Origin of the sequence: Trinickia caryophylli (assembly GCF_034424545.1) — a bacterium.
GTDB lineage: Bacteria > Pseudomonadota > Gammaproteobacteria > Burkholderiales > Burkholderiaceae > Trinickia > Trinickia caryophylli.
Genome location: NZ_CP139970.1, coordinates 3,043,621 through 3,068,260, shown reverse-complemented (window position 1 = coordinate 3,068,260; position 24,640 = coordinate 3,043,621). Strand labels below are relative to the sequence as shown.

The 24,640-nt window shown below is 65.6% G+C and carries 27 protein-coding genes and 1 pseudogene; 14 read left to right on the top strand and 14 right to left on the bottom strand.

Going from position 1 to position 24,640, the window contains the following annotated elements:
- Positions 1 to 6: 6 nt before the first annotated feature.
- On the bottom strand, positions 7 to 846 hold the full coding sequence (locus U0034_RS13890) for an aldo/keto reductase (RefSeq protein ID WP_085230337.1): 840 nt from the start codon (positions 844 to 846) through the stop codon (positions 7 to 9).
- Positions 847 to 993: 147 nt separating this feature from the next.
- On the opposite strand from U0034_RS13890, the gene U0034_RS13885 reads away from it, so the two are divergent.
- Entirely contained in the window at positions 994 to 1,740 is a 747-nt protein-coding gene (locus tag U0034_RS13885) for a GntR family transcriptional regulator (protein ID WP_085230338.1), read from the top strand.
- 74 nt (positions 1,741 to 1,814) lie between these two features.
- Here the strand turns inward: U0034_RS13885 and U0034_RS13880 are convergent.
- Positions 1,815 to 2,404 (bottom strand): annotated as a pseudogene (locus U0034_RS13880) (CoA transferase); the annotation flags it as partial.
- A gap of 13 nt (positions 2,405 to 2,417) precedes the next feature.
- On the bottom strand, positions 2,418 to 2,720 hold the full coding sequence (locus U0034_RS13875) for a DUF2917 domain-containing protein (protein WP_085230339.1): 303 nt from the start codon (positions 2,718 to 2,720) through the stop codon (positions 2,418 to 2,420).
- Between the two features lie 130 nt (positions 2,721 to 2,850).
- Between U0034_RS13875 and U0034_RS13870 the strand changes: the two genes are divergently transcribed.
- Entirely contained in the window at positions 2,851 to 4,290 is a 1,440-nt protein-coding gene (locus tag U0034_RS13870) for an aminotransferase-like domain-containing protein (RefSeq protein WP_386092120.1), read from the top strand.
- Positions 4,291 to 4,605: 315 nt separating this feature from the next.
- Positions 4,606 to 5,871, top strand: a complete 1,266-nt coding sequence (locus U0034_RS13865) for an EAL domain-containing protein (protein ID WP_085230340.1) — start codon at positions 4,606 to 4,608, stop codon at positions 5,869 to 5,871.
- Positions 5,872 to 5,921: 50 nt separating this feature from the next.
- Here U0034_RS13865 and U0034_RS13860 read toward each other — a convergent pair whose 3' ends face one another.
- A complete protein-coding gene (locus U0034_RS13860; RefSeq protein ID WP_158243565.1) occupies positions 5,922 to 6,872 on the bottom strand; it encodes a sigma-70 family RNA polymerase sigma factor in 951 nt (316 codons plus the stop codon).
- A gap of 220 nt (positions 6,873 to 7,092) precedes the next feature.
- Here U0034_RS13860 and clpP point away from each other — a divergent pair, with 220 nt between their 5' ends.
- On the top strand, positions 7,093 to 7,728 hold the full coding sequence (gene clpP, locus U0034_RS13855; protein WP_085230342.1) for an ATP-dependent Clp endopeptidase proteolytic subunit ClpP: 636 nt from the start codon (positions 7,093 to 7,095) through the stop codon (positions 7,726 to 7,728).
- A 10-nt stretch (positions 7,729 to 7,738) separates the two neighbouring features.
- On the opposite strand, the gene U0034_RS13850 is transcribed toward clpP, so the two are convergent.
- From U0034_RS13850 to U0034_RS13840, 3 genes are all read right to left on the bottom strand, one after another.
- Positions 7,739 to 8,269: a chromate transporter gene (locus tag U0034_RS13850; protein ID WP_085230343.1), complete on the bottom strand. Its 531-nt coding sequence runs from the start codon at positions 8,267 to 8,269 to the stop codon at positions 7,739 to 7,741.
- Positions 8,266 to 8,868 (bottom strand): chromate transporter, encoded by a 603-nt coding sequence (locus tag U0034_RS13845; RefSeq protein ID WP_085230344.1) that lies wholly within the window; start codon positions 8,866 to 8,868, stop codon positions 8,266 to 8,268. Before U0034_RS13845 ends, U0034_RS13850 begins: the two co-directional genes overlap by 4 nt.
- A 119-nt stretch (positions 8,869 to 8,987) precedes the next feature.
- The gene (locus tag U0034_RS13840; RefSeq protein ID WP_085230345.1) at positions 8,988 to 9,473 is read right to left on the bottom strand and encodes a MarR family winged helix-turn-helix transcriptional regulator; all 486 of its coding nucleotides are present in this window, start codon (positions 9,471 to 9,473) and stop codon (positions 8,988 to 8,990) included.
- Between the two features lie 182 nt (positions 9,474 to 9,655).
- On the opposite strand from U0034_RS13840, the gene U0034_RS13835 reads away from it, so the two are divergent.
- Together U0034_RS13835 and U0034_RS13830 are read left to right on the top strand one after the other, a co-directional pair.
- Positions 9,656 to 10,219, top strand: coding sequence for a DUF2975 domain-containing protein (locus tag U0034_RS13835; RefSeq protein WP_085230346.1), 564 nt, complete (start codon positions 9,656 to 9,658; stop codon positions 10,217 to 10,219).
- Positions 10,220 to 10,230: 11 nt separating this feature from the next.
- On the top strand, positions 10,231 to 10,461 hold the full coding sequence (locus U0034_RS13830) for a helix-turn-helix domain-containing protein (protein WP_085230347.1): 231 nt from the start codon (positions 10,231 to 10,233) through the stop codon (positions 10,459 to 10,461).
- Positions 10,462 to 10,589: 128 nt separating this feature from the next.
- On the opposite strand, the gene sodB is transcribed toward U0034_RS13830, so the two are convergent.
- Positions 10,590 to 11,168 carry a superoxide dismutase [Fe] gene (sodB, locus tag U0034_RS13825; RefSeq protein WP_085230348.1) on the bottom strand — a complete coding sequence of 193 codons (579 nt, stop codon included), beginning with the start codon at positions 11,166 to 11,168 and terminating at the stop codon, positions 10,590 to 10,592.
- Positions 11,169 to 11,384: 216 nt separating this feature from the next.
- Positions 11,385 to 12,785, bottom strand: a complete 1,401-nt coding sequence (gene xseA, locus U0034_RS13820; protein ID WP_085230410.1) for an exodeoxyribonuclease VII large subunit — start codon at positions 12,783 to 12,785, stop codon at positions 11,385 to 11,387.
- Between the two features lie 390 nt (positions 12,786 to 13,175).
- Between xseA and lpxK the strand changes: the two genes are divergently transcribed.
- The 5 genes from lpxK (at position 13,176) to U0034_RS13795 (ending at position 17,089) form a co-directional block, all read left to right on the top strand.
- Positions 13,176 to 14,210, top strand: coding sequence for a tetraacyldisaccharide 4'-kinase (lpxK, locus tag U0034_RS13815; protein WP_085230349.1), 1,035 nt, complete (start codon positions 13,176 to 13,178; stop codon positions 14,208 to 14,210).
- Positions 14,191 to 14,397, top strand: coding sequence for a Trm112 family protein (locus U0034_RS13810; protein WP_085230350.1), 207 nt, complete (start codon positions 14,191 to 14,193; stop codon positions 14,395 to 14,397). Before lpxK ends, U0034_RS13810 begins: the two co-directional genes overlap by 20 nt.
- Before the next feature lie 91 nt (positions 14,398 to 14,488).
- Positions 14,489 to 15,304: a 3-deoxy-manno-octulosonate cytidylyltransferase gene (kdsB, locus tag U0034_RS13805; RefSeq protein ID WP_085230351.1), complete on the top strand. Its 816-nt coding sequence runs from the start codon at positions 14,489 to 14,491 to the stop codon at positions 15,302 to 15,304.
- A 208-nt stretch (positions 15,305 to 15,512) separates the two neighbouring features.
- Positions 15,513 to 16,175, top strand: a complete 663-nt coding sequence (gene adk, locus U0034_RS13800) for an adenylate kinase (protein WP_085230352.1) — start codon at positions 15,513 to 15,515, stop codon at positions 16,173 to 16,175.
- Between the two features lie 155 nt (positions 16,176 to 16,330).
- Positions 16,331 to 17,089, top strand: coding sequence for an SDR family NAD(P)-dependent oxidoreductase (locus tag U0034_RS13795; protein ID WP_085230353.1), 759 nt, complete (start codon positions 16,331 to 16,333; stop codon positions 17,087 to 17,089).
- Between the two features lie 119 nt (positions 17,090 to 17,208).
- Here the strand turns inward: U0034_RS13795 and U0034_RS13790 are convergent, their stop codons facing one another.
- Positions 17,209 to 18,048, bottom strand: coding sequence for a SirB1 family protein (locus tag U0034_RS13790; RefSeq protein ID WP_085230411.1), 840 nt, complete (start codon positions 18,046 to 18,048; stop codon positions 17,209 to 17,211).
- Positions 18,049 to 18,053: 5 nt separating this feature from the next.
- On the bottom strand, positions 18,054 to 19,604 hold the full coding sequence (murJ, locus tag U0034_RS13785) for a murein biosynthesis integral membrane protein MurJ (protein ID WP_085230354.1): 1,551 nt from the start codon (positions 19,602 to 19,604) through the stop codon (positions 18,054 to 18,056).
- Positions 19,605 to 20,036: 432 nt separating this feature from the next.
- Between murJ and rpsT the strand changes: the two genes are divergently transcribed.
- Positions 20,037 to 20,312: a 30S ribosomal protein S20 gene (rpsT, locus tag U0034_RS13780; protein WP_085230355.1), complete on the top strand. Its 276-nt coding sequence runs from the start codon at positions 20,037 to 20,039 to the stop codon at positions 20,310 to 20,312.
- Positions 20,313 to 20,577: 265 nt separating this feature from the next.
- Here the strand turns inward: rpsT and U0034_RS13775 are convergent, their stop codons facing one another.
- Positions 20,578 to 20,910: a DUF3579 domain-containing protein gene (locus U0034_RS13775; RefSeq protein WP_085230356.1), complete on the bottom strand. Its 333-nt coding sequence runs from the start codon at positions 20,908 to 20,910 to the stop codon at positions 20,578 to 20,580.
- A gap of 232 nt (positions 20,911 to 21,142) precedes the next feature.
- On the opposite strand from U0034_RS13775, the gene argF reads away from it, so the two are divergent.
- Positions 21,143 to 22,072 carry an ornithine carbamoyltransferase gene (argF, locus tag U0034_RS13770; RefSeq protein ID WP_085230357.1) on the top strand — a complete coding sequence of 310 codons (930 nt, stop codon included), beginning with the start codon at positions 21,143 to 21,145 and terminating at the stop codon, positions 22,070 to 22,072.
- A gap of 189 nt (positions 22,073 to 22,261) precedes the next feature.
- Here the strand turns inward: argF and murB are convergent, their stop codons facing one another.
- Positions 22,262 to 23,293, bottom strand: coding sequence for a UDP-N-acetylmuramate dehydrogenase (gene murB / locus U0034_RS13765; protein ID WP_085230358.1), 1,032 nt, complete (start codon positions 23,291 to 23,293; stop codon positions 22,262 to 22,264).
- 152 nt (positions 23,294 to 23,445) lie between these two features.
- On the opposite strand from murB, the gene U0034_RS13760 reads away from it, so the two are divergent.
- On the top strand, positions 23,446 to 23,931 hold the full coding sequence (locus tag U0034_RS13760) for a YajQ family cyclic di-GMP-binding protein (RefSeq protein ID WP_085230359.1): 486 nt from the start codon (positions 23,446 to 23,448) through the stop codon (positions 23,929 to 23,931).
- Between the two features lie 30 nt (positions 23,932 to 23,961).
- Here the strand turns inward: U0034_RS13760 and plsY are convergent, their stop codons facing one another.
- Positions 23,962 to 24,615: a glycerol-3-phosphate 1-O-acyltransferase PlsY gene (plsY, locus tag U0034_RS13755; RefSeq protein WP_085230360.1), complete on the bottom strand. Its 654-nt coding sequence runs from the start codon at positions 24,613 to 24,615 to the stop codon at positions 23,962 to 23,964.
- Positions 24,616 to 24,640: the final 25 nt, after the last annotated feature.

Below are 24,640 nucleotides of genomic sequence, written 5' to 3'. Positions count from 1 at the left end.
CTTCGTCTACAGCATTTCGAGCGCGCGCTTCGCGCGAGGCGGTTTGAAATGCGCGTCGATGGCCGCGCGCTCGGCATCGGTCAACGCGATGCCGAGCGCCTCCCGGTTGTCCCGCACATGCGCGATGCTGCCGGCCTTCGGAATGGCGCAGACGCCCGGCTGCGCGAGCACCCAAGCCAGCGCGACCTGCACGGACGAAACGCCGCGCGCCTGCGCGATGTCGTCGAGTACCGAATGCCGCGGCAGCCGCATATGATCGATCGGGCTGTAGGCCATCGCCGGCATGCCGCGCTCGCGCATCCACGGCAGCAGATCGAACTCGGGCCCTCGACGCGCCACGTTATAGAGAATCTGATTCGTCGCGCATGCGGCACCTCCCGCGGCGAAGAGCGCCTCCATATCGTCGACGTCGAAGTTGCTCACGCCCCAGTGGCGTATCTTGCCCGCGCGGCGCAGTGCTTCGAAACCTTCGACGGTCTCTTCGAGCGCGATCGTGCCGCGCCAATGCAGCAGGTACAGGTCGAGCCGGTCGGTCCGCAAGCGTTTCAGGCTGGCCTCGCACGATGCCGCGACACCGCGCTTGCCGGCATTGTGCGGATAGACCTTGCTGACGAGGAAGATCTCGTCGCGCACCGCACCGAGCGCCTCGCCGACGAGCGTCTCTGTCGCTCCGTCGCCGTACATCTCGGCCGTATCGATCAGCGTCATTCCGAGGGCCACCCCTTCTCGCAGGGCGGCTATCTCCCCCTCGCGCGACGCGCGCCGCTCGCCCATCTCCCAGGTTCCCTGCCCCAGCTTCGCGACACGTTCACCGTCCGGCAGCGTTACCGTCTCGTCGTTGCGCATGATGAGAATCTCCTCGAAGCACTCGATGGAATTCGATCCGCCCGAGTGTAGCCGTTCATACGGAACCTTGCGGGCTGCTTCTCAAAATCGCTCGGGCGACGCACCGATGGCATAAAATTGCCGCTCGCCCCTCGCTGCGCACCATCCATGAACGCACCCACCGAAGACCGCTGGCGCGACCTGCGGCCGGACCCGGATAACGACACGCCTCTTTACCTCCAGCTCGCCCGCAAGCTCGGCCAAGCGATACACGAAAATCGCTGGAACGCCGGAGAGGCCCTGCCGTCCGAGCGCGTCCTTTCCGACGCGCTCGGCGTGTCGCGTATCACGGCGCGCAAGGCCATCGCCCTGCTGGTGGAGCAAGGCATGATCCGCCGCACACAGGGCGCGGGCAGCTTCATCACCCCGCGCTACGACGATTCGCTCTCGCAGTTGTCGAGCTTCAGCGAAATGCTGCGCCGGCGCGGCTTCACCCCGAGCTCGCAGTGGCTCGCGCGCGAGATCCAGCCGGCGAGCCGCGACGAGGTGATCCAGCTCGGCCTGTCTCCCTCGGCGGCAGTCACGCGCTTGAAACGCTTGCGGCTTGCCGACGGCATCGTGATGGCCGTCGAAAATTCGACGCTGCCGGCCTCGGTCATACCCGATCCCAACGCCATCGGCGATTCGCTCTACAGCTATCTCGAGCAGCGCGGCGTGCCCATCGTGCGCGCGCTGCAGCACTTTCGAGCCGTGAACGCCAACGACGAAATCGCGCGGCAAATGGGCATCGCGCCGCACGATGCGCTGCTGCTGATCACGAGAATCGGCTACACCACCGATCAGCGCGCAATCGAGCTGACCGACACCTATTGCCGCAACGACTATTACGACTTCGTCGCCGAACTGCGCAAATAACGCGGAAGATGCGGCACCCGGCCGCAGCGCTCATGCGGACCACCGAGGTGCGTCGCTGCCTATCGGTACGGGAGGGCGAGCGAAACGCGCACATGCCAGCTGCCGCCTTCCTTCGCACGACGCATGAGCGCAACCATCGCGCCGAAAGCCGCAAGATAGCCCGTGGCATGATCGAGTGCCTGACACGGCAAGTGCTTCGGGCTAGCGCTGCCAGCGGCCTGCATCTCCGTCCAGGCGATGCCGCTTGCCGACTGCACGAGACTGTCGAACCCGCGTCGGCCGCGCCATGGCCCCTCCTGCCCGTACGCACACACTGTCACATGGACGATGCCCGGCACCGCGCGCGCGAGGTCGTCGGGCCCGAATCCGTGCGCCGTAAGCGCGCGGGGCGATATGCCTGCAAAAAGACATCGGCCCCGACCGCCAGCGCATGCAGCGTGGCGCGCCCGCGCTCTGCTCGCAGATCGAGCACGGCCGAGCGCTGGCCGCGGCCGTTATCGATGCGCAGATAGCGTTCGCTGCGAAACGCGACCAGCGCGCGACGCATCGATACGCTCACCTGCTGGCCCTGCCCGGTGCGCTGTGCATGACAGCAGGCGGCGGCGAGCGCGGCTGCGCCGATCGTCGCGCTCGCGAGCGTGCCCACGCGATATTGCGACGGCAGGCAATCTTGTTGTTTACCAACCCGCCAGTAGCCGCCGCGGCGCGCGCAGTGCGTGCGAGGGCGTGCCCGGCGGGGCAGTCCGCGCACCCGCGCTCACCACCGTGAAGCGCGCGCTCGCGGCACCGGCACCGATCCACGCCCGCGCGCCCTTCGGCAGCCATAACGATTCGCCGGCATGCAGCCAGTAGTCCTCGGCATCGCGTTCGACCGTGATCCACAGTTGCCCGGCCATCACCGTCACGAGAGACGGCTCGGCGATCCGCCATACGGCCGCCGGCTCGTCGCGCTCCATTTCGAACGTGCGGATTTCGCGCATCGCAGCCCCCTTCAAAACTGTTTCCGTTGACCCATTATTGCGAGCCGGGGGCTACAATCACATGCACAGTCCTGAACAGTTTCGCCGAAACTGTGCAGTCAAATTAGCAAACAGTTCAGCCGGAATTCCCATGAAGCTCGAACTCGATCGCGCGAGCGGCGTGCCGCTCGCCGACCAGATCGTCGAAGGCGTCGCGCGCTGGATCCGCTCCCGCGAGGCGCATGCGGGGGCAAAGCTGCCATCGATCCGCCGTTTCGCGGCCGAGTACGGCATCAGCCGCTTTCCTGTCATCGAAGCTTACGACCGCCTCGTTTCGCTCGGCCATGTGGAGCCGCGGCATGGGTCGGGCTTTTATGTGAGCAACCGGTCGAGCGCGCTCCAACCCCGGTGCGGCACCTCGGACCCTCGCCGCGCCGAGGACGAATCGACCTACATCATCCAGCAGTTCAATCAGCCGGGCGATACGCTCAAGCTCGCGAGCGGCTTCATCCCCGAAGCCTGGCGCGATGTGGAAGGCATCGCGCAGGCGATACGCCACGTCGCGCGCACCGAGCGCGCCGCGATGATCGACTATGCCACGCCGCTCGGCAGCCTGCCGCTGCGCGAGCACTTGCGCGCACGCGTCGCACCGCTCGGCATGCGCGTCGACGCTTCGCAGGTGCTCATCACGGCGGGCGCGAGCCAGGCCGTCGATCTGCTTGTCCGCTATCTGGTGAAGGCCGGCGACACGATGTTCGTCGAAGACCCCGGCTACTACAACCTGTTCGGCCTCCTGAAGCTGCACGGGGTCAACGTCGTCGGCATTCCTCGTACGGACTCAGGCCCCGATCTCGCCGCTCTCCAGTCGGAACTCGAACGCCATCGTCCGCGCGCCTTGTTCGTCAACACGGTGTTTCACAATCCCACCGGGACGATCGTCGCGCCATCCGTCGCGTTCCGCCTGCTGCAACTTGCGCGCGAATACGACTTCACGATCGTGGAGGACGACATCTATGCGGATTATCAATCCGATGCGAGCGACCGGCTCGCCACGCTCGATCAGCTCGAGCACGTGATCTACGTGGGCGGATTGTCGAAGACGTTGTCGTCGTCTCTGCGCATCGGCTATATCGTCGCCGAGCCGTCGATCGTCAAGGATCTCGCCAACATCAAGGTGCTCACGAGCATCGGCGGTTCGCTCTTCGCCGAAGCGGTCGCACTGACGATGCTCGAACGCGGCGCCTATCACAAGTTCCTCGAGCGGCTGCGCCGTCGCATGGGCGACGCGCTCGGCATGGCCACGCGCACGCTGGAAGCATACGGATGGCAACTGTTCGCCACTCCGGTCGGCGGCAAATTCGTCTGGGCCCGAATGCCGCAGATCGAAGACTCGCAGCGCCTCGTCGAATGCGCGGCGTCGTGCGGCGTGACGGTGGCGCCGGGCAGCTATTTCCGGCCGCATGGTCAAACGAGCCCATGGCTGCGCATCAACGCCGCCTTCGTCGACGATCCGCGCGCCCATCGGTTCTTCGCGCGCGCGGCCGAACTCGCGCCCGCCTCGCAGCATGCGGCCGCTTATGCGGCTACCTGACGCGGCGCGGATGCATCGAACCAGAGCAGGGCAGCCCCCGCACCAGGCCGGTGCAGCGCACATCGACGCCGCGGGTATCCGGCGGAGGCGATCGGGATCCCTGCGCCACGCGCGCTTCGAATCGCCGCGCTCCCAGGGTCCCGCCAGGCGCGCGCTCGCGAGGCACGGGCGGCAGCCGGCCAAGACGGCACACGGGTCTGCTCCCTTCGCATCGGTGTTGCGCATGGATCTTGCTGAGCGATGCGGTAAAGTACTACCTGATTTGCATCATGGGCGCTGCGCGCCTTCCCCCTTCCGTCACGTCCGACCCGAAGCATGATCGATCTCGATCCCCCCGGCTTTCAACCGCCGCGCCCCGTCGCGGGCGACGCGGGTGCCCGTCATACCGTCGTCTACGGCGGCTATACGGTTCTCAGCGTTTTTCAGCCGGTATTTTCCGTGTCGCACCGTCGCGCGATCGGCTATCACGCGTCGCTGCGCGCGCACGACGAGGACGGACGGCATGTGCCTTCGCACGAAGTGTTCACGCAGGCCGCACGCCGCGGCGATTTGCTGGAGCTCGGGCGCCTCGCCGAATCGCTGCATCTCGGCAACTTCAGCGCCTTCGACAGCCATGACGAGTGGCTCTTTCTGAGCCTGCATCCGGCCGCGCTGATGGACACGAGCTACGGCGATGCGCTGCTCGCGGGTCTCAAGGCGCTTGGCCTGCCGCCGCAGCGCGTCGTGCTCGAAGTGCCCGAGCAGGCCGGCGGCGAGACGAGCCGGTTTGCCGAAATCGTCGAATCGCTGCGCAAGTCGGGGTTCCTGATCGCACTGGGCGGCTTCGGGGCCAAGCATTCGAACATCGATCGCGTGTGGGATCTGCGCCCCGATATCGTCTCGCTCGACCGCGTGATTCTCGCGCAGGCCACCGAACACTCGCATATCGAGCGCGTGCTGCCGGGGCTCGTCTCGCTGCTGCACGAGTCGGGGCAGCTCGTGCTCATGGGCGGACTCTCGACCGAGCGCGAAGCCCTCATCGCGCTCGAGAGCAATGTCGATTTCGTGCAGGGCGCCTATTTCGCCGGCCCCAGCATGGACCCCGTGGAGCCGCGCATCGCGGCGAGCGTCATCGACGCGCTTTCGGCTGCGCTGCGCGAACGCGTCGCCGCACGCGAGCGTGCGCAGGCCGCACGGCTGGCACCCTATGGCGCCGCGCTCGCGCAAGCGTGCGCGCGCGTGGTGGAAGGCGAGCCCGTGGAAACCGCAGCGCAGCCGCTGCTTTCGCTGCCCGATACGGCACGCTGCTTCCTGCTCGACGCGAGTGGCCGCCAGATCGGCGACAACGTGGTACCGCACGGACGCCGCGTCTCGCGGCGCGCGAAACGGTTCCGCCCGCTGCTGCACTCGGAGGGCGCAAGCTGGGAGCGGCGCCCCTATTTCATCGAGGCCGTGCGCACCCCGGGTCGCGTGCATCTGACCGCGCCTTATCTCTCGATCAACGAAGCCCACCTGTGCGTAACGGCATCGATTGCCGCGCAAACGTCGACGGGGCTGCAAGTGCTCTGCGTCGACATCAACTGGGAAGCCACGGGGCACTGATCCGCGCGTGGCGCCTGAGCAGCCGCGCCGCGATCTGGCGGCGGCCCCGCTCAGGCCAGCGCGGCACAGTGCACCGCGAACGGGCGCGCCAGCCGCGCGCGCACCGCAGTCGCCCCGAAGAGACGATCGATCGCCCGGAGTACGGCCGCGTCGGTCAGCCAGTCGATGCTGCGAATGCAGTCGCCCCGCCACGAAACGACGATGATCGCTGTCACCTGCGGGACGTCGCCATCCACGAGTGCGAGGTAGCTCGTCTCTCCGCGCATGGAGAGAACCGTCACGTGTGATGTCCGATTCATAGGCACGGCCGCGGCCGCAAGCGCCGCAACGGCCGGCCGTGATTCCGCCGGAGACGTGGCATCGTTGCCCTGGGCCGCCGCACTGCCGGCGAAAACGCGTATGGCGCGGGCCACATCGCATGTCTCGATCGCCGAAGCGAGCGCTTCGAGCGCGGGCTCGCGTGCGGCATCGGCTGTGCGGCGGTCCGTACCCGCCGGCGTCGCACCTTGCAGCCGCTGCCGCGCCCGATGCACGAGCTGGCGGCAATGCGCAGGCGTCTTCCCGATAGCGCTGGCGATCTGCTGATAATCGCAATCGAACGCTTCGTGCAGGACGAACGCCGCGCGCTCGTCGGACGAAAGGGCGTCGAAGACCACGGCGAGCGCTTGTCCGAGCAACGATGCGCGCATCATTTCCTCTTCGGCGGACGGGGCCGTCGCGTCGCCGAGCGAGGCTATGGCAAGCCGCTCCTGTTCGTGAGCAGCCGTCTCGGTCTGCAACCGTCGCAAGCGGTCGATTGCGAGCCGCGTCGTCACCGTCGTAAGCCATGCGAGCGGCGTGCGCAGCGCGGCGCGATCGGCCGCCTGCCACTTCAGCCACGCGTCCTGCACGACGTCCTCCGCCTCAGCCCGGCTGCCGAGCAGGCGGCTCGCGATGGAAACGAGGCGCGAGCGGGCGCCCTCGAAGCCGCGGTCGGTCAAATGCTGTTCTTCACGGGTCATGCGTCGATGCTCCGCCATGGGCGCGCTGGCGCCGTTCGTGGTGTCCCTCATTCGTTGACGCGCGAGGGACCGAAAACGTGACAGGCGCGGCACGTTTTTTCGTGCCGCCACGGCTGCATTGTGCGCCCGTGCTTGTCACAATGGGCGCTGGCCGTGCGTCAAGTTCAGCGAGGGGCGGCATTGCAATCCGCCCCCGGCCGACATTCACGCGAGGAGCGCCATGCAACACCCACCCTGCAGTCAACTCGTGCCGACCGTCATCGAGACGACGGGCCGCGGCGAACGTGCCTACGACATCTATTCGCGGCTTCTACGCGAGCGGATCGTCTTTCTGGTCGGTCCCGTCAACGAGCAAACGGCGAGTGTCATCGTCGCGCAGATGCTGTTCCTCGAATCCGAGAACCCCGACAAGGACATTTCCTTCTATATCAACTCGCCCGGCGGATCGGTGTACGACGGGCTCGCGATCTACGACACGATGCAGTTCGTCAAACCGCAGGTATCGACCCTTTGCACGGGCTTCGCAGCAAGCATGGGCACGTTTCTGCTGGCGGCGGGAGCAAAGGGCAAACGCTATGCGTTGCCGAACGCGCGCATCATGATTCATCAGCCGTCCGGCGGAAGTCAGGGCAGCGCGGCCGACATCGAGATTCAGGCGAAGGAGGTGCTCTATCTGAGGGAGCGGCTCAATCAGGTGCTGGCCGAGCGTACAGGGCAATCGATCGAGCAGATCGAGAAAGACACCGACCGCGACAACTTCATGTCGGCTGCGGCGGCAAAGGAGTACGGGCTCATCGACGACGTGCTCAGCGAGCGGGCCTCCCTCGACGATATCGCGCGGCGGACGATGCGCTGATTCGCGAAACTCAAACCTGGCCGAATCCCGTCGCACCGATGAGCGCGCCCGCTGCGAGCAGCCATAGCGGATGCACGCGTGTCCGAAATGCGAGCACGGCGACGGCGGCAGTAATGCCCCACTGGATCGCCGATGTGTTCGAAGCCTGCGAAATCAGCACCGCGCTCGATGCGACGAGACCGGCCGTCATCGGCATCATCCCGAGCTGCACGTAGCGGCGCCACGGGCGGTCCTTGAAACGGTCCCAGGCATGCAGCGACAACGCGGTGACGATCGACGACGGACCGAACTTCGCCACCGACGCGACAAGAAAGCCCGGCCAGCCCGCCACGTGCCACCCGATCATCGTGACGATCATCATGTTGGGGCCGGGGGCCGCCTGCGCGAGCGCGAAGAGCGAGGTGAACTCCTCCGCGCTCATCCAATGGTGCACGTCGACGACCTGCCGGTGCATCTCGGGCAGGATCGTATTGCCGCCGCCGAACGCGAGCAGCGACAGCTGACTGAAGATGGTTGCCAGCGCAACGAGTGTCGGATTCATGGCTTGGCTCCTTGAGCGCGCGCGCGCTGCCGATGCACGGCAAGCGCGATGCTGAGCGGTGTGAGGACGAGCATCGTCGGCAACAGCGGCAGACGAAACACCGCGATCGAGACGAACGCCAGCGCCGCGATGATCACGCCCGCACCCACACCCCTGAGTGGCTTCGCCACTTTGAGGGCCATCGCTACGAGGAGGCCGGCCGCCGCCGCGGCGAGCCCGCCGAATGCGTGGTGCACCGCGGGTATGTGCTGTGTTTTCGCATACAGCACCCCGAGGCCGATGACGATCAGCGACGGCGCGGCGATGAGTCCGACGAGCGACGCAAGCGCACCGGCCACGCCGCGAAAGCGCATGCCGATCGCGACCGACAGGTTGATGACGTTGCCTCCGGGCAGGAACTGGCACAGCCCGAGCAGATCGGTGAATTCCTCGCTGCTGAGCCAACGCCGTTCTTCCACGACTTTGTGCCGCACGAACGGCAGCGCCCCGCCGAACGAAACGAGGCCGAGCGTCAGGAATCCGACGAAGAGCTCGCCGATGCCCACCCGCCTTGCCGGCGCGCCATCGGTGTCATGGTGGGAGTCGAGAGGCGATGACATGCTGCTTCTCCTTGTCTAACGGCCCTGGCCCGCCGCGTCATGCTTTGCACCGCGCGGCGTCGATGTCCCCGGCAAACGGGCCCGGCAAACGTGTTTCGCGGGTACCCCGGAGGCTTCTCTCACGGGCGCTTCCCTTTATCGATCGACGCAATCGGCTTTTGCGCGGCATCGAACTGCGCGAGCCGCTCCAGCAACGCGCCGCTCTTGAGTACGAGCGTTCGTTCCTCTTCGCTCAGGCACCCGAGCATCGCCGACACGAGCCATTGGCCGCGCAGCTTGCGGTTGCCATGCAACGCGCGGCGCCCCTTTGCTGTCAGCGCCAGCAGCATCCGCCGGCGATCCTCGGGGTCGCCGCTGCGCCTGATGTAGTCCTGAGCCTCGAGTTCGCGCAGCAGGACCGCGAGGTTGGACGAGCGAATGCGCTCGGCCGCGCAGATCGCCGATGGCGTGACGCCGTCACCCAGGCGGTCGATCGCGCCCATCACCACGAGCTGCGAATACTGCACCGGGTCGAGTTGGGCCTCCTGCCTCAAACGGCGGGCCAACCCCGTCACCTGCGAGCGCAGGCGCGCAGCCTGGTCGAGAAGATCGTCTGCATTCGTCATTTTCCTATCCTAGCATAGCTATTTCAACGTAGCTATATTGATATAGGTATTTCAGAGAAAGCGACGGTAGCAGCGAGACTGCGAGATAGAAGCCATTAATTATCGTTGAACGATAAGTTTTTCGCATTTCCCGTTCAATCGCTGCTACACTTCCCGTCATCGAAACTTGATAGGAGCTGATCTTGAACTCGGACCGCCTGACCCGATACAGTCAACGCATGGCCGCCGTCACACTGTGTTTCGCCGCAGGCATGCTGGTGTTGAATGCGGCCTGCTGGCTTTTCCCGCAATTGACCTCCGCCGCCGGCGGCCATGGGCTCGGATTCGGGCTGACGAACGGGCTGATAAAGAGCCTGGGCACGGACGTCACGAAGTTTCCGTGGTGGCAAAAGCTCGGCGCGATCGTGCTGTCCAGCCTGCCGCTGCTCGTACTCGCGCACGGCCTCGCGCACCTGCGGCTGCTCTTTCGCGCGTATGGCCGCCGGCAGTACTTTTCCCGCGCCGCGTCGAATCATCTCGGGAAGGTGGCGCGCGCGGTATGGCTGTGGGTATTGGCCGATCTGATCTGCGAGCCGCTGCTGAGCGTATGGCTCACGCTGCGCGAGCCCGTGGGGCACCGCGTCGTCACGCTCAGCATCGGTTCGTCCGATATCGTCGCGCTCTTTCTCGCCGCAAGCATTGCCGTCATAGCGCACATCCTGCGCGAAGCGAGCGAGATGGACGCCGAGCATCGGCTCTTCGTCTGAGTCGCCCGCCCATGCCCATCGTCATTCGTCTCGACGTCATGCTCGCGCGGCGCAAGGTCAAATCGAAGGATCTGGCTGCCGCCGTGGGTATCACCGAGCAAAATCTTTCGCTGCTCAAGCAAGGCAAGGTGAAAGGTATTCGCCTCGCCACGCTCGATGCCATCTGCGCATATCTGAACTGCCAACCCGGCGACCTGCTGGAACGCGAACCCGGTCCGGCTCCGGCCGCCGAAGACGCATGAGCCACCGGCCACGCGAACGCCCGAAACACGGGCGGCTCGCATCGCGGATGAGATAACGCGGCCCCGTATAAGCAAAAAGGCCCTCGAAAATCTCGAGGGCCTTTGCCGTGTGGGGACCGATTACTTCGTTATGCGAAGTTTTTCGCCGCAAAGTCCCAATTCACGATGTTCCAGAATGCTTCCACGAACTTCGGACGCGCGTTGCGGTAATCGATGTAGTACGCGTGTTCCCAGACGTCGATGGTGAGGAGCGGCTTGTCGCTCGTGGTGAGCGGCGTGGCGGCGTTGCTCGTCGAAACGATATCGAGCGAACCGTCCGATTTTTTCACGAGCCACGTCCAGCCCGAGCCGAAGTTGCCGACGGCAGCCTTCGAGAACGCTTCCTTGAAGGCATCGTAGGAGCCCCACTTCTGGTTGATCGCATCGCCGAGCGCGCCCGCCGGTGCTCCGCCGCCGTTCGGCGACAGGCTGTTCCAGAAGAAAGTGTGATTCCAGATTTGCGCCGAGTTGTTGAAGATGCCGCCCGACGACTTCTTGACGATCTCTTCGAGCTGCAGGTTTTCGAACTCGGTGCCCTTGATGAGATTGTTCAGATTCGTGACGTAAGCCTGATGATGCTTGCCGTAGTGAAATTCGAGCGTCTCTTCCGACATGTGCGGAGCAAGCGCGTTCTTGGCGAACGGCAGCGGAGGGAGCGTATGTTCCATGTTGCGGTTCCTTCTATCGAGTGATCGAGTGTGGGGTACTTTGTCGCAGGTGACGCTTCGGAGCCTTGGATTGTAGGCGCTTTGGAATAACCCCGCAAATTAGCAGCCCTTTATGCGCAGCATTGACCGTCATATCGATTTATCGGCGCAAAAAATGCTCGCATCGCGACCGATCGACGCAGCAGCTGCAACCAATGCCGCCGCACGCGCCACCGGCTAGAAGCCATCGGTCAAGCGCGGCTGCACATCCGAGAACGTCACGTCGGCCGCGCCCTCGGCAAGATGAACGGTGTAGCGCCGCGTACGCGCAAGAGTTTGCGGCGCTCGCACCGCTCGCCCCGTATCGCCATCGAGCAACGCCGCGTAGCCGCGCTCGAGCGTGCGCCGCGGGCTCAGCACCTCGAGGCGCGCCGCGAGCGTTGCCACGCCGGCCGCGCGGCGCTCGTGCTGTCGCGCGAACGTGCTGTCGAGGCGCGCCGCCCATCCGCTCAACACCTGCCGGCGGTTGTCGAGGTCGGGACGCCAGCGCTGCCAGCGCAGGCGTGCGAGCGCCAAACGTGCACGAGCCTCGCGCACGGGCCGCTGCCCCGCGGATACCAGACGCGCGCGCAGTTGATCGAGGTGGGCTTGCTGCCGCCGCAACCGCTCGGCCGGGCTCACGAGCCGGCGGGCGAGCCAGTCGACTTGTTGCGCGCGGCGCTCCATGAGGCGGCCGAAGCCGCGCGCAATCGCGGCGCGGTGCTGGTCGAGCTCGCGCAAGAGCAGCGCGCGCTGCGGGCTCACCAGTTCGGCCGCGCCCGTCGGCGTCGGCGCGCGCACGTCGGCGGCGAAATCGGCGATCGTCACGTCGGTCTCGTGTCCGACGCCCGAGATCACGGGAAGTTCGCTCGCCGCGATCGCGCGCGCCAGCACCTCCTCGTTGAAGGCCCACAGATCCTCGATCGAGCCGCCGCCGCGGCAAACGATCAGCACGTCGACCTCGCGGCGCGCATTGGCCGCCGCGACCATCGCCGCCAGTTTCTCGCCCGCCCCCGCGCCCTGTACGGGGGCGGGATAGACGACGACGCGAATGTGCGGCGCCCGGCGCGCAAGCGTCGTCAGCACATCGCGCAACGCAGCCGCCTGCAGCGAGGTGACGATGCCAATCGCGCGCGGATGCGCGGGAAGCGCGCGCTTGCGCTCGGCGGCGAAAAGACCTTCGGCCTCCAACTGCGTCTTGAGGCGCAAAAAAGCCTCGTACAACCGCCCCAGTCCCGTGCGCCGTACCGCCTCGACGTTCAGTTGCAGCTCGCCGCGCGGCTCGTACATCGTCACGAGCGCTCGCACTTCGATCTTGTCGCCCTCGCGCGGCATGAACTCGGCATACTGCGCGCGGCCACGGAACATCACGCAGCGCATCTGCGCCTGCGCATCCTTGATCGAAAAATACCAATGGCCGCTCGCGGCCCGCGTGAAGTTCGATACTTCGCCCGCCACCCACACGAGTGGAAACGAACGTTCGAGCATCGTTCCGATCGCCCGGTTGAGCGTCGAGACGGGAACGGCGACGTCGCCGTCGAACGGCCCGGAGGCGGGAGAACCCGTGCCGGACGAGGAAAATGAAGATCGCGTATGCATGCTGGAGCCGTTTTTTCTGCCGCACAGACGATAGTCGCGCGCGCGCCCGCCGTCCAGTGCCGGATGCGCGCGCGCCAGGTTTCCCACATAGAGAGCCGGCGCGGGCAAGCGTCGTAAATAGGGCGCAAATACCCGAGCGCACGTGGCAACCCCATGATTTTTAAGGAATAAAATTTTTAGAAGCCAGCACCCTCGCCGATGAGAGGCTTGATTTACCGGCCTGTGCGGCATTCGGGGCGGACGTTTTTCACAGAGTTATCCACAGGCGCTCGGACCCTCGCCGAGGCGCGAAGGCGCCGTCGCGCTTGCTCTCGCGGCGCGGCCCGCGCTAGAGTGCCGGGTTCCCGAACCGCCTGCCGAGCGCGCGCTTGCGAAGCGCGCGCCTTTCCCATGAAACGCACCCGCTTGGCCGACCGATTCACCTCGCGCATCGAAGCGCTCGTCGCGCGCGAGTGGCAGCGGCGCGGCCTGCTCGCATGGGCCCTGCTGCCCGCCGCCGGGGTTTTCGCCGCACTGGCCGCGTTGCGCCGCGCGAGCTTCGCGCGTGGCTGGCGCGCTACCGTGCGCGTCGGGGCGCCCGTCGTTGTGGTCGGCAACGTCACGGTTGGCGGCACGGGCAAAACACCGACCGTCATCGCGCTCGTCGAGGCACTGCGCTCGGCGGGCTTCGCGCCGGGTGTCATTTCGCGCGGCTACGGCGCGAAGCTCTCGTTGCCGCGGGCCGTGACGGCCATTTCACGCCCGGACGAAGCTGGCGACGAGCCGCTTTTGATCGCCCGCTGCACCGGCGTGCCGGTCTGGGTTTCGCCCGATCGCGTGGCGGCAGCCCAGGCGCTGCTCGCAGCGCACCGCGACGTCGACGTGCTGGTCAGCGACGACGGTTTGCAACACTACCGGCTCGGTCGCGACGTCGAACTCGTCGTGTTCGATCAGCGGCTCGGCGGCAACGGCTTCCTGCTGCCGGCCGGCCCACTGCGCGAGCCGCTTTCGCGCCGACGCGACGCGACGCTCGTCAACGATCCGTTCAGCCACGTGCTGCCGGCATGGCCGAACACCTACGCACTGTCGCTATCGCCCGGCGACGCCTGGCATCTCGGCGAGCCGAGCCTGCGCCGTCCGCTTTCGCAATTCGCCGGCCAGCGCGTGCTCGCCGCGGCCGGCATCGGCGCGCCCGAGCGGTTCTTCGCCACGCTGCGCGCCGCGGGCCTTGCACCCGAAACGCTGCCGCTGCCGGACCACTACGCGTTTCGCGAAGATCCGTTCGCACAGGCCGAGGCGGACGCGATCCTGGTCACCGAAAAGGATGCAGTAAAATTGGGCGCTTCGCGCGACGCGCGCATCTGGGTCGTACCCGTCGAAGCCGCGTTGCCTGGCCGCCTCATCGCTCTCGTTGTGGAGAAACTCCGTGGACGCTCGCCTGCTTGAAATTCTTGTTTGCCCCATCTGCAAAGGTCCACTCCGCTACGATCGCGCGCAGCAGGAACTGATCTGCCAAGCCGACAAACTGGCCTATCCGGTGCGCGACGGCATCCCCGTCATGCTCGTCGACGAAGCACGGCAGACGGTGGAAGGCACGCCCGTCGAGCCCCTCGATCCGAGCGGCACGGCCTGATGCCGTCGCGGCGGTCGCCCGCACCGGCACCGCTCGCCTGCATGCCCCGACCGATCCCGTCCCTTCCCCTACTCCCTGTTCGACGCTTTCGATGACCGAGCTTTCGACCCACTCGGCGACGCCCTTCGTCGCCGTCATCCCGGCGCGCCTCGCCTCCACGCGCCTGCCGGAAAAGCCGCTCGCAGACATCGCCGGCAAGCCGATGGTCGTGCGCGTGGCCGAACGCGCGCGCGAGTCCGGCGCCACGCACGTGCTGATCGCCTCGGACGCCGAACGTGTCATCGAAGCCGCGCGTGCGCACGGTATCGACGCGCTGCTCACGCGAGCCGATCATCCGACGGGCACCGACCGCCTCGCGGAGGTCGCGACGCATTTCAACTGGAGCGACGAGACGATCGTCGTGAACGTGCAAGGCGACGAACCGCTCATCGACCCCGCCCTCGTGCGCGACGTGGCCGCCCATCTCGCCGCCCACCCCGATTGCGCGATCGCGACGGCAGCCCATCCCATCGTGGACGCCGCCGATGTCTTCAGCCCGAGCGTGGTGAAGGTCGTGCTCGACGCACGTTCGCGCGCACTCTATTTCTCGCGTGCGCCGATTCCCTGGGAGCGCGACGCCTATCAGCCGCACTGCTCGGCGCAGGCCTTCGACGTCGCCGCGATGCCGGCACCCGCGGGTGCGGTATATCGTCACATCGGACTTTATGCCTATCGCGCGCGCTTCCTGCGCAGCTACCCCGGGCTCGCGCAGGCGCCGATCGAGCAGAGCGAAATGCTCGAGCAGCTGCGCGCAATGTGGCATGGCGAACGAATCGCCGTCTTGCTGACCGAGCACGCGCCCGCGCCCGGCGTCGATACGCCGGCCGATCTCGAGCGCGTGCGCTCGTTTTTTGGGTCGAAGCACTGACGAGACATGGCATAATCAAGCCCAATTGCGCGAGTATTCGCAACAGTCGGCTTCCCGGTTCCCGTCCGCCCGCTCCGCCCGCCAACGTCAGCGCATCGCGCCGCACGATGCACGGCGAGGCGTTGCCGCTTTTACGCGTCTCGGGCACACAGTCGATGCGTTTTGATTTTCGCGCCGCAGCATTCCCATACAATTCGGAGATATCACCATGCGTTTGATCCTGTTGGGTGCACCCGGCGCCGGAAAGGGCACTCAGGCGAACTTCATCAAGGAAAAATTCGGGATTCCGCAGATTTCGACCGGTGACATGCTGCGCGCGGCGGTCAAGGCCGGCACGCCGCTTGGCGTCGAGGCGAAGCGATTCATGGATGCCGGCGAACTCGTGCCGGATGCGCTCATCATCGGCCTCGTGAAAGAACGCCTGCTCGAAGCCGATTGCGCCAACGGTTACCTCTTCGACGGTTTTCCGCGCACGCTGCCGCAGGCAGAAGCGATGAAGCAGGCCGGCGTCGCCATCGATTACGTGCTCGAGATCGACGTGCCGTTCGACGAGATCGTCACGCGCATGAGCGGCCGGCGTACGCACGCGGCTTCGGGCCGCACCTATCACGTCAAGTTCAACCCGCCGAAGGTCGAAGGCAAGGACGACCTGACGGGCGAGCCGCTCGTGCAGCGGGACGACGACAAGGAAGAGACCGTCAAGAAGCGTCTCGATGTCTACGTTGCGCAGACGAAGCCGCTTGTCGACTATTACCGGCAATGGGCCGAGCGCGGCCCCGAGAACGGCCTCGAGGCGCCGGCATACCGCCGGATCTCCGGCCTCGGCTCCGTCGACGAAATTCGTCAGCGTGTGTTCGAAGCGCTGAAGTAAAGCCGCCTCGCACCGAAACCGAACGACCCGCCCTCGCCGGCGGGTTTTTTCTTGGCGGCGAACGATTAAAATCGTCGGCGGTCCGGCGTCGCGCACAGTCACGAGCCGTGCAGGTTCCGGACGCCCACTTCGTTCATACGCAAAGGAGTTCGAGCATGGAGATTCGCGGCAACGCATTTTTGATCACCGGTGGCGCATCGGGCCTGGGGGCCGCGACGGCTCGCCTCATCGCCGAGCATGGCGGCAAGGTCGTGCTCGCCGACCTGAACGAGACGTCCGGGCAAGCGCTCGCGGCAGAACTCGGCGGCGCGTTCGTCCGGTGCGACGTGAGCCGCGAGGAAGACGCGACGCGAGCAGTCGAAGCCGCAACGGCGCTCGGCACGCTCGCCGGCCTCGTCAATTGCGCTGGCGTCGCCCCCGCCGCGAAAACGGTCGGCAAGGAAGGCCCGCATCCGCTCGAGCTGTTCCGCCGCACGGTCGAAATCAACCTGATCGGCACCTTCAACGTACTGCGGCTCGCGGCCGCGGCCATGGCAAAGAATGCGCCGAACGCGGCCGGCGAGCGCGGCGTCATCGTCAACACCGCCTCGGTGGCCGCATTCGACGGCCAGGTCGGCCAAGCCGCCTATGCCGCGTCGAAGAGCGGCGTGGCCGGGATGACGCTACCGCTCGCGCGCGATCTTTCACGCAACGGCATTCGCGTCATGACCATCGCGCCCGGCATCTTCGAGACGCCGATGCTGCTCGGCATGCCGAAGGAGGTACAGGATTCGCTCGGCGCGATGGTCCCCTTCCCGCCGCGGCTCGGCAAGCCGGCCGAGTACGCGATGCTCGTCAAGCAGATCTTCGACAACGCGATGCTCAACGGTGAAGTGATCCGGCTCGACGGCGCCATCCGCATGCAGCCGAAATAAGGCAGTTGAAGCAAGGCAGCCGCGCACCTGAAACCGGAATATTGCGACGAACAGGAACGACGCCCGCGCGCGGGCGTTCGCGCACGACGAAGAAGCTGGCCGGTCGAGCGGCAACCCCTTCAATCGTCGCCGTGATTCGTTCGCTGGCGCAACTCGTGCAGTTGCGATTCGACGGTCGTCGCATCTTCTGCGTCGGGTCTGTCGTCGAGGTAGCGCTCCAGGTCTTCGAGCGCGGGCCGCAGGTAGTCCAGGCGCGCGTATGCGAACCCGCGGTCGCGCACTTCCTCGATATTGTCCGGCAGCAGGATGACGAGCCGCTGCTGCACGCCGAGCAGGCGCTGCCAGCGCTCGGTCTGCAGATAGATCGCTTTCAGGTTGCGCAACATGCGCGCGACGATCTCGCGCCCCGTGGCGGGCTGGAGCAGCATGCGCAAGGCGCCGCCGAGCGAATCGCCGGCGTGCGACAGATACGGCTCGAGCATGTCGACCATCTGCGCTTCCGAGAGAGACTGCCCCGTGGTGGGATCGAGAATCACCTCGCCTTCGGGCAACGTCACGCGCAGCAGGAAGTGCCCCGGAAACGACACACCCATTACCGGCACGCCGATCTGCTCTCCGAGCTCCATATAGAGGACGGCGAGCGAAATCGGGATGCCGCGCCGCCGCTTGAGAACGACGTTCAGATGGCTGTTGTCGGGGTCGTAGTAGTCGTTGAGGTTGCCGGCGAAGCCTAGTTCGCGAAAGAAGAAGCGATTGAGCGAGCCGATCTTGTCGGTGAGGCTCGCGTTGTCCGGCAACCGCCGTTTGAGCCGCAGCGCCAGTTCGTCGAGCTCGGCCTGCGTGCCTTGCAGATCGAGGTCGGGGTACGTGTCCTGCGCGAGCGAGAGCGCCGTCTCCGTCAGCGGCAGGCTGTCGTCGTCCGCGACGAGGGTGGCGAAGTAATCGAGTACAGATGTCATGACCGTCACTTGGCACGCCTTCTGAAGTACGCGTATTTGAATCCCATCAGCCCGAGCATACCGAAATATAGTGCGGCGAACAGCACAATGCAGGCGCCGAGCAGCGCGATGCGCGCGAGCGGCCGTGCATGCAGGCCCGTCCAGTCGAAGTTCACTGCGGCCCAATGCATCGCGCCAGCGAGCACGAGCGACGCGCCGGCAAGCTGCGCGAAAAAGAGCGCCCATCCATGCGACGGCGAGTAGATGCCGCGCCGGCGCAATCCGGCGAACAACAACAGCGCATTGACGCAAGCGCCGAGCCCGACGCTGAGCGTGAGCCCGGCGTGCGCGAATACCGGCACGAAAACGAGGTTGCCGAGCTGTGTCGCAATCAGTACGCCCACGCCGATCTTCACGGGCGTCTTGATGTCCTGCTTCGCGTAGAAGCCCGGCGCCAGGATCTTGATCAGGATGAGGCCGATGAGGCCGACCCCGTAAGCAGCCAGCGCGCGCCCTACCATCACGACCGAATGCGCATCGAAGCGGCCGTAGTTGAAGAGCGTGGCCGTGAGCGGTTCCGCGAAGAAAAAGAGCGCGAGCGCGCTCGGGGCCGCGAGCAGGAACGTGACACGCAAGCCCCAGTCGAGCAGCGCCGAATACTCATGCGAATCGGCATCGACATGCGCCTTCGACAGGCTCGGCAGCAAAATCGTGCCCAGCGCCACGCCGAGCAGCGCCGTCGGAAATTCCATGAGGCGGTCGGCGTAGTTGATCCACGACACGGCGCCGGGGCCGAGCCGCGACGCGATGTTGGTATTGATGATGAGGCTCAGTTGCGCGACCGAAACGGCGAACGTGGCCGGCACCATCTTCACGAGCACGCGCTTGACCCCGGGGTGCGCGAGCGCGGCAAACGGGTTCAGACCGATGCGCGGAGCCATGTCGATCTTATGCAGACCGGGCCATTGCACGGCGAATTGCAGCACGCCGCCCACAATAACGGCCCACGCGAGCGCGAATACGGGCACCTTCAGATGCGGCGCGACGAATACGGCCGCGGCGATGAAGGAAAGGTTGAGCAACACCGGCGCAAACGCCGGCAGCGAAAAACTGCCATAGGTGTTGAGCACGCCGGACGCCAGCGTCGTGAGCGAGATGAAGACGATGTATGGAAACATGATCCGCGTCATCGCAACGGCTAACGCGAAAGCGCCCCCTTCGGCTCTCAGGCCCGAGGCAACGCCGAGCACGACCCACGCGGCACCCAGCATGCCTACGACCGAGAGCGCCGCCAGCGCCCAGGCGAGGACGGTCGACATGGCATCGACGAGCGCTTTCGTCGCGTCGTGCCCCTGGTTGTTTTTGAACTCGGCGAGGATCGGCACGAAGGCCTGCGAAAACGCCCCCTCGGCGGACAGGCGCCGCAGCAGGTTGGGAATGCGGAAAGCGACGTAGAATGCGTCGGTGTAGGCGCTTGCACCAAAAGCGCGCGCGATCAACGTCTCGCGGATCAGGCCGGTCACGCGCGAAAGCAGCGTGAAACCGCTGACCGTCAGCAGGGCTCGGATCAGATTCATGGGGCGCCTATTATACGGGCACCATTTGTCCCGCCAGCCGGACGAAAGTGCCCGCCCTTGTGCAAAAACGGACGCTCGCGCCCTGCCCACCCCCGGTGTCCCCGCGGGGCGCCAGCGCGTCGCGGGGACACCGGGCAGCCCGCCGCGCTTGCCATCTATCTGATTTTGTTGCTATACTCGCGCGTTTCGAAGCTCGTCCACGTTCTTTCGGCCCGCCAAGGCTTGCCGGTGTGGGCAGAGTGCGGTGCGCGGTGCCCACAGGCGCTGTGCTCGCGGCGGCACCGCCGCCGTGGGCTGTTCGGCGCTTCGCGAACACGCTTCGCCGATGTTTTTGCGCCCCCGGGCAACCGCTCCCGGAGGTTTGGATCGAAAAACGGCGCTCGAAGGACGTCTGTCCGAGCACCGGGAAACAGTACAGGACAAGGAACTCTCATGGCTAACTCCGCACAAGCACGCAAGCGCGCCCGCCAAGCCGCGAAGGCAAACTCGCATAACTCGGCACTGCGCTCGAAGTACCGCACGGCAATCAAGGCTGTTCGCAAGGCGATCGAAGCCGGCGACCAGGCCAAGGCCGCCGAGGTCTTCCGCCTGTCGACCAAAACGCTCGACATCATTGCGGACAAGAAGATCGTTCACAAGAACAAGGCCGCTCGCCACAAGAGCCGCCTCGCTGCCGCCATCAAGGCGCTGCAGCCGGCTGCCGCCTAACAAGCAACCAGCAAGCAACCAGCAAGCAACCCGCTAGCAACCAGCAAGCAACCCGCTAGCAACCGGCAGAGGAGCGACCGGCAAGCCCGCCAGGCAAAACGGCGTCGCGCATTGCACGGCGCCACACGCCGTGCGCCCTCTCGGCCGTCGTCGCGAACGGCCGATGTGCCCATAAAAAAGCCAGCATTGTCGAAATGCTGGCTTTTTTCTTTTGCCGCTTACGCTTCGAAGGGGACGCGCTCCCGCCCCGCCGGTTCGCGCGTAGTCAGCCTGCGCGCCGGGTGGCGGCGTGATCGTCCGGCAACTCGCAGGCCTCGGTAACGACGAGGCCGTTGTCCTTCGCGAAGTTCATGACGAAATCGAAAGCCATCGGCTCGATCTCGCGCAGGCGCGAATCCAGAATGACGCATTTGAGATCGCCGAGCATCGTCGGACGGACGTAGCGGGAGTACTGAAGACGGGCGTTGGGCCCTCTGACACCGGGACCATAGCAGGCCATTACACCAGCGAGACGTTCCGACCAGTCGCTCGGCCGAAATTTCCTTCCGTCCTTGGTGATGCCCTGAATGAAATACTCGGTGAAGGGTGCTTCGGCCATGTAGGAAAACCCGTGTGACGTGCCCGAAGCTTGCCCGCCGGGCTCGAAAGAACTCGCGGATTATACCGCAGACGCCCCTTTTCCGCACCGCACACAAGCGGGGCAGCCTCACTGCAGCAGGTTTGGGGCCGGCTCGTCAAAGCTGCGGAAATCCTTTATGCTGCAACCAGTTATCACATCGACGGCGGCGCCGTCCGGCTCTTCGGCCGGGTCAGTCCGCCGTATTTGTTTCATGTCCGACAAAAAAATTCGCCACTACCTGCAGTTCAACGACTTCTCGCTCGAAGACTACGAGTACGTGCTCGAACGCGCTCGCATCCTGAAGCGCAAGTTCAAGAACTATGAAACGCACCACCCGCTGCACGACCGCACGCTCGCAATGATCTTCGAGAAGCATTCGACGCGCACGCGCCTGTCGTTCGAAGCGGGTATCTTCCAACTGGGCGGCCACGCGGTATTCATGAGCACGCGCGACACGCAGCTCGGCCGCGGCGAGCCGATCGAAGACGCGGCCCAGGTCATTTCCCGAATGGTGGATATCATCATGATCCGCACCTTCGGGCAGGACATCATCCGACGCTTCGCCGAAAATTCGCGCGTACCCGTCATCAACGGGCTCACGAACGAGTATCACCCGTGCCAGGTGCTCGCCGATATTTTCACGTTCTACGAGCACCGCGGGCCGATCGCCGGCAAGACGGTCGCGTGGGTCGGCGACGCCAACAACATGCTCTACACCTGGATCGAGGCAGCCCATATCCTTGGATTCAAGCTGCGCGTGTCCACGCCGGCCGGGTACAAGCTCGATCAGTCCCTCGTCGCCCCCGAAACCAGTGCCGCGTACGAGGAGTTCTCCGATCCGCACGAGGCCTGCCACGGCGCCGATCTCGTGACCACCGACGTCTGGACCAGCATGGGCTTCGAGGCGGAGAACGAGGCGCGCAAGACCGCGTTCGCCGACTGGTGCGTCGATGTTCAGATGATGAGCCGCGCCAACCCCGACGCACTCTTCATGCACTGCCTGCCCGCACACCGCGGCGAGGAAGTCAGCGCGGAGGTGATCGACGGCCCGCAAAGCGTCGTCTGGGACGAAGCGGAAAACCGCCTGCACGTGCAAAAGGCGCTGATGGAATTCCTGCTGCTAGGCAAGCTCGCGCATTGAGCGCCCACATCGGGCACCTACATCGCGCACCCCTATGGCTGCGCGCCAGGCCGCCCGGTAATCCATCGGTAATCCGCCCGGCACGCACGCCGGTCGAAAAATGCCCCGTCTCGAACGGGGCATTTCATAGTGGCCGAGAAGGCGGAACCGCGCGAGCGCCGTGCCGCCCTCCCTCCCGCGCTCACCCGTTCAAACCACGAGCGGCTCCGGCTCGAGCTCGACGCCGAAACGCTCGCGCACATCGGCTTGAATCGCGCGTGCGAGCGCGAGTACATCGGCTCCTGTGGCGCCGCCGCGATTGACGAGCACGAGCGCCTGTCTCTCATGTACGGCCGCATTGCCCAGCGCGCGCCCCTTCCAGCCGCAGCGATCGATCAACCAGCCGGCGGCGAGCTTCACGCGCCCATCCTGCTGGGGATACGCGACGGCCTGCGGAGCCTGGGCGCGCAATGCCTCGAACGTCGCGGCGTCGACGACGGGGTTCTTGAAGAAGCTGCCCGCGTTGCCTAGCACGAGCGGATCGGGCAGCTTGGCGCGACGCACGGCCACGACGGCGTCGAAGATCGCACGGGGCGCTGGCGCGGCGCCTTGCGCCTCGAGCTCTCGTGCGACATCGGCGTACCCGGCACGCGGCGCCCACGCCTTCGGCAAACGAAACGTGACCGACGCGATTGCGAAGCGATCACGCCCCGCCCGCTTGAAAAAACTGTCGCGATAGCCGAACGCACAGGCCGCCGCATCGAATTCGACGCACTCGCCCGTATCGAGCTCAATCGCGCGCAGCGACGAAAAACGTTCGACCATTTCGAGCCCATAAGCGCCGATGTTCTGGATCGGTGCGGCGCCGACAGTACCGGGAATCAGTGCCAGGTTTTCAAGCCCGGCCATGCCCGCCTCGAGCGTCCAGGCCACGAATGCGTGCCAGTTCTCGCCTGCGCTCGCCTCGACGTACCACGCCTCGCTGTCTTCGCGCACGACGCGCTTGCCCGACGATCCGACGAGCATGACGAGCCCCTCGAAATCGCGCGTGAAAACGACATTGCTGCCGCCGCCGAGCACAAGCCGGCTCATCCCCGCACGGCGCGCCTCGCGAGCTGCCTGCACGAACTGCTCCGGGGTCTCCACGCGGCATGCGAGCCGGGCTCGGACGTCGAAGCCGAACGTGTTGTGGGCGCGAAGCGAATAGTCTGAAATAAAAGCGACGGAATCGGTCGGGGGCATCGAGCAACGTTTCCCTGCGGCGACGAGAACGCGGCGCCGGCTTGGGCAAAAGAGGACGGGATCGGTAGAATGGCGTTCGGTCCGTGATTATAGCGAGTGGGGCGAGCGCTCGGCGCCGCGCCCCACCGATGCCTCAACCTGGGAGATACAGCATGCCTTCGTTCGATGTCGTCTGCGAAGCCAATATGGTCGAAGTCAAAAACGCGGTCGAACAATCCAACAAGGAGATTTCGACGCGTTTCGACTTCAAGGGCTCCGATGCCCGCGTGGAGCAGAAAGAGCGCGAACTCACGATGTTCGCCGACGACGAGTTCAAACTCGGCCAAGTGAAAGACGTGCTCGTCGCGAAAATGGCCAAGCGCAGTGTCGACGTGCGCTTTCTCGACTACGGCAAGATCGAGAAGATCGGCGGCGACAAAGTGAAGCAGGTCGTCACCGTGAAAAAGGGCGTATCGGGCGATCTAGCAAAGAAAATCGTCAGGCTCGTGAAGGACAGCAAGATCAAAGTGCAGGCGAGCATTCAGGGCGACGCCGTGCGCGTGACGGGCGCCAAGCGCGACGACCTTCAGGGCGTGATCGCGATGCTGCGCAAGGACGTCACCGATACGCCGCTCGACTTCAACAACTTCCGCGACTAACGCGCGGGCGCGGTCTGACGGCCGCGCCCCTCAATGCTTGCGCGCCCGCGCGGCGTGCCCGTGCTCGTCATGCCCCACGGGCTGCTTTTTCTCGCCGATGCGGCTTTCCTTTCCGGCAATCAGCTTGGCGATATTGCCGCGGTGACGCCATACCAGCAGCGCGCTCATTGCGAACACGGCCCACGCGATCGCGTTCGGGCCAAAGAGGAAGATGTCGGCGAGCGGCGCGAATGCGGCCGCGATGAGCGCGGCGAGCGACGAATAGCGCGAGACGAAGGCAACCAGCAGCCATACGAGCACCGTGCCGAGGCCGAGCAGCGGGTCGATCGCCAACAGCACGCCCGCGGCCGTCGCCACCCCCTTGCCGCCCTTGAACTTGAAGAAGACCGGATAGAGATGGCCGAGGAATACGGCGAACGTGACGAGGGCGACCGCGTTGTCGTCAAGCCCGTAGCGCGGGCCGAAGTGCGCCGCCAGCCAAACGGCCAGCCATCCCTTGAAGGCATCGCCGATCAACGTGAGAATCGCCGCCTTCTTGTTGCCGCTTCTGAGCACGTTGGTTGCGCCGGGGTTCTTCGAACCGTACGAGCGCGGGTCTGCCAGACCCATCGCGGCGCTGACGATCACGGCAAACGATACCGAACCGATCAGATAGGCCGCGACCGCGGCAACGAGCATTTCCATGGGCAAGCTCTTTCAACGAATGGCG

Excerpts from the sequence above, each read along its gene's own strand:
- clpP (WP_085230342.1), top strand. The coding sequence starts at position 7,093 with ATGCAACACCCACCCTGCAGTCAACTCGTGCCGACCGTCATCGAGACG.
- xseA (WP_085230410.1), bottom strand. The coding sequence starts at position 12,785 with ATGCATACGCGATCTTCATTTTCCTCGTCCGGCACGGGTTCTCCCGCC.
- adk (WP_085230352.1), top strand. The coding sequence starts at position 15,513 with ATGCGTTTGATCCTGTTGGGTGCACCCGGCGCCGGAAAGGGCACTCAG.
- U0034_RS13840 (WP_085230345.1), bottom strand. The coding sequence starts at position 9,473 with ATGACGAATGCAGACGATCTTCTCGACCAGGCTGCGCGCCTGCGCTCG.
- U0034_RS13775 (WP_085230356.1), bottom strand. The coding sequence starts at position 20,910 with ATGGCCGAAGCACCCTTCACCGAGTATTTCATTCAGGGCATCACCAAG.
- U0034_RS13865 (WP_085230340.1), top strand. The coding sequence starts at position 4,606 with ATGATCGATCTCGATCCCCCCGGCTTTCAACCGCCGCGCCCCGTCGCG.
- U0034_RS13860 (WP_158243565.1), bottom strand. The coding sequence starts at position 6,872 with ATGACCCGTGAAGAACAGCATTTGACCGACCGCGGCTTCGAGGGCGCC.
- rpsT (WP_085230355.1), top strand. The coding sequence starts at position 20,037 with ATGGCTAACTCCGCACAAGCACGCAAGCGCGCCCGCCAAGCCGCGAAG.
- U0034_RS13795 (WP_085230353.1), top strand. The coding sequence starts at position 16,331 with ATGGAGATTCGCGGCAACGCATTTTTGATCACCGGTGGCGCATCGGGC.
- murB (WP_085230358.1), bottom strand. The coding sequence starts at position 23,293 with ATGCCCCCGACCGATTCCGTCGCTTTTATTTCAGACTATTCGCTTCGC.
- U0034_RS13850 (WP_085230343.1), bottom strand. The coding sequence starts at position 8,269 with ATGAATCCGACACTCGTTGCGCTGGCAACCATCTTCAGTCAGCTGTCG.
- U0034_RS13760 (WP_085230359.1), top strand. The coding sequence starts at position 23,446 with ATGCCTTCGTTCGATGTCGTCTGCGAAGCCAATATGGTCGAAGTCAAA.
- U0034_RS13875 (WP_085230339.1), bottom strand. The coding sequence starts at position 2,720 with ATGCGCGAAATCCGCACGTTCGAAATGGAGCGCGACGAGCCGGCGGCC.
- murJ (WP_085230354.1), bottom strand. The coding sequence starts at position 19,604 with ATGAATCTGATCCGAGCCCTGCTGACGGTCAGCGGTTTCACGCTGCTT.
- U0034_RS13885 (WP_085230338.1), top strand. The coding sequence starts at position 994 with ATGAACGCACCCACCGAAGACCGCTGGCGCGACCTGCGGCCGGACCCG.
- lpxK (WP_085230349.1), top strand. The coding sequence starts at position 13,176 with ATGAAACGCACCCGCTTGGCCGACCGATTCACCTCGCGCATCGAAGCG.
- sodB (WP_085230348.1), bottom strand. The coding sequence starts at position 11,168 with ATGGAACATACGCTCCCTCCGCTGCCGTTCGCCAAGAACGCGCTTGCT.
- U0034_RS13845 (WP_085230344.1), bottom strand. The coding sequence starts at position 8,868 with ATGTCATCGCCTCTCGACTCCCACCATGACACCGATGGCGCGCCGGCA.
- plsY (WP_085230360.1), bottom strand. The coding sequence starts at position 24,615 with ATGGAAATGCTCGTTGCCGCGGTCGCGGCCTATCTGATCGGTTCGGTA.
- U0034_RS13870 (WP_386092120.1), top strand. The coding sequence starts at position 2,851 with ATGAAGCTCGAACTCGATCGCGCGAGCGGCGTGCCGCTCGCCGACCAG.
- U0034_RS13890 (WP_085230337.1), bottom strand. The coding sequence starts at position 846 with ATGCGCAACGACGAGACGGTAACGCTGCCGGACGGTGAACGTGTCGCG.
- kdsB (WP_085230351.1), top strand. The coding sequence starts at position 14,489 with ATGACCGAGCTTTCGACCCACTCGGCGACGCCCTTCGTCGCCGTCATC.
- U0034_RS13790 (WP_085230411.1), bottom strand. The coding sequence starts at position 18,048 with ATGACATCTGTACTCGATTACTTCGCCACCCTCGTCGCGGACGACGAC.
- argF (WP_085230357.1), top strand. The coding sequence starts at position 21,143 with ATGTCCGACAAAAAAATTCGCCACTACCTGCAGTTCAACGACTTCTCG.
- U0034_RS13830 (WP_085230347.1), top strand. The coding sequence starts at position 10,231 with ATGCCCATCGTCATTCGTCTCGACGTCATGCTCGCGCGGCGCAAGGTC.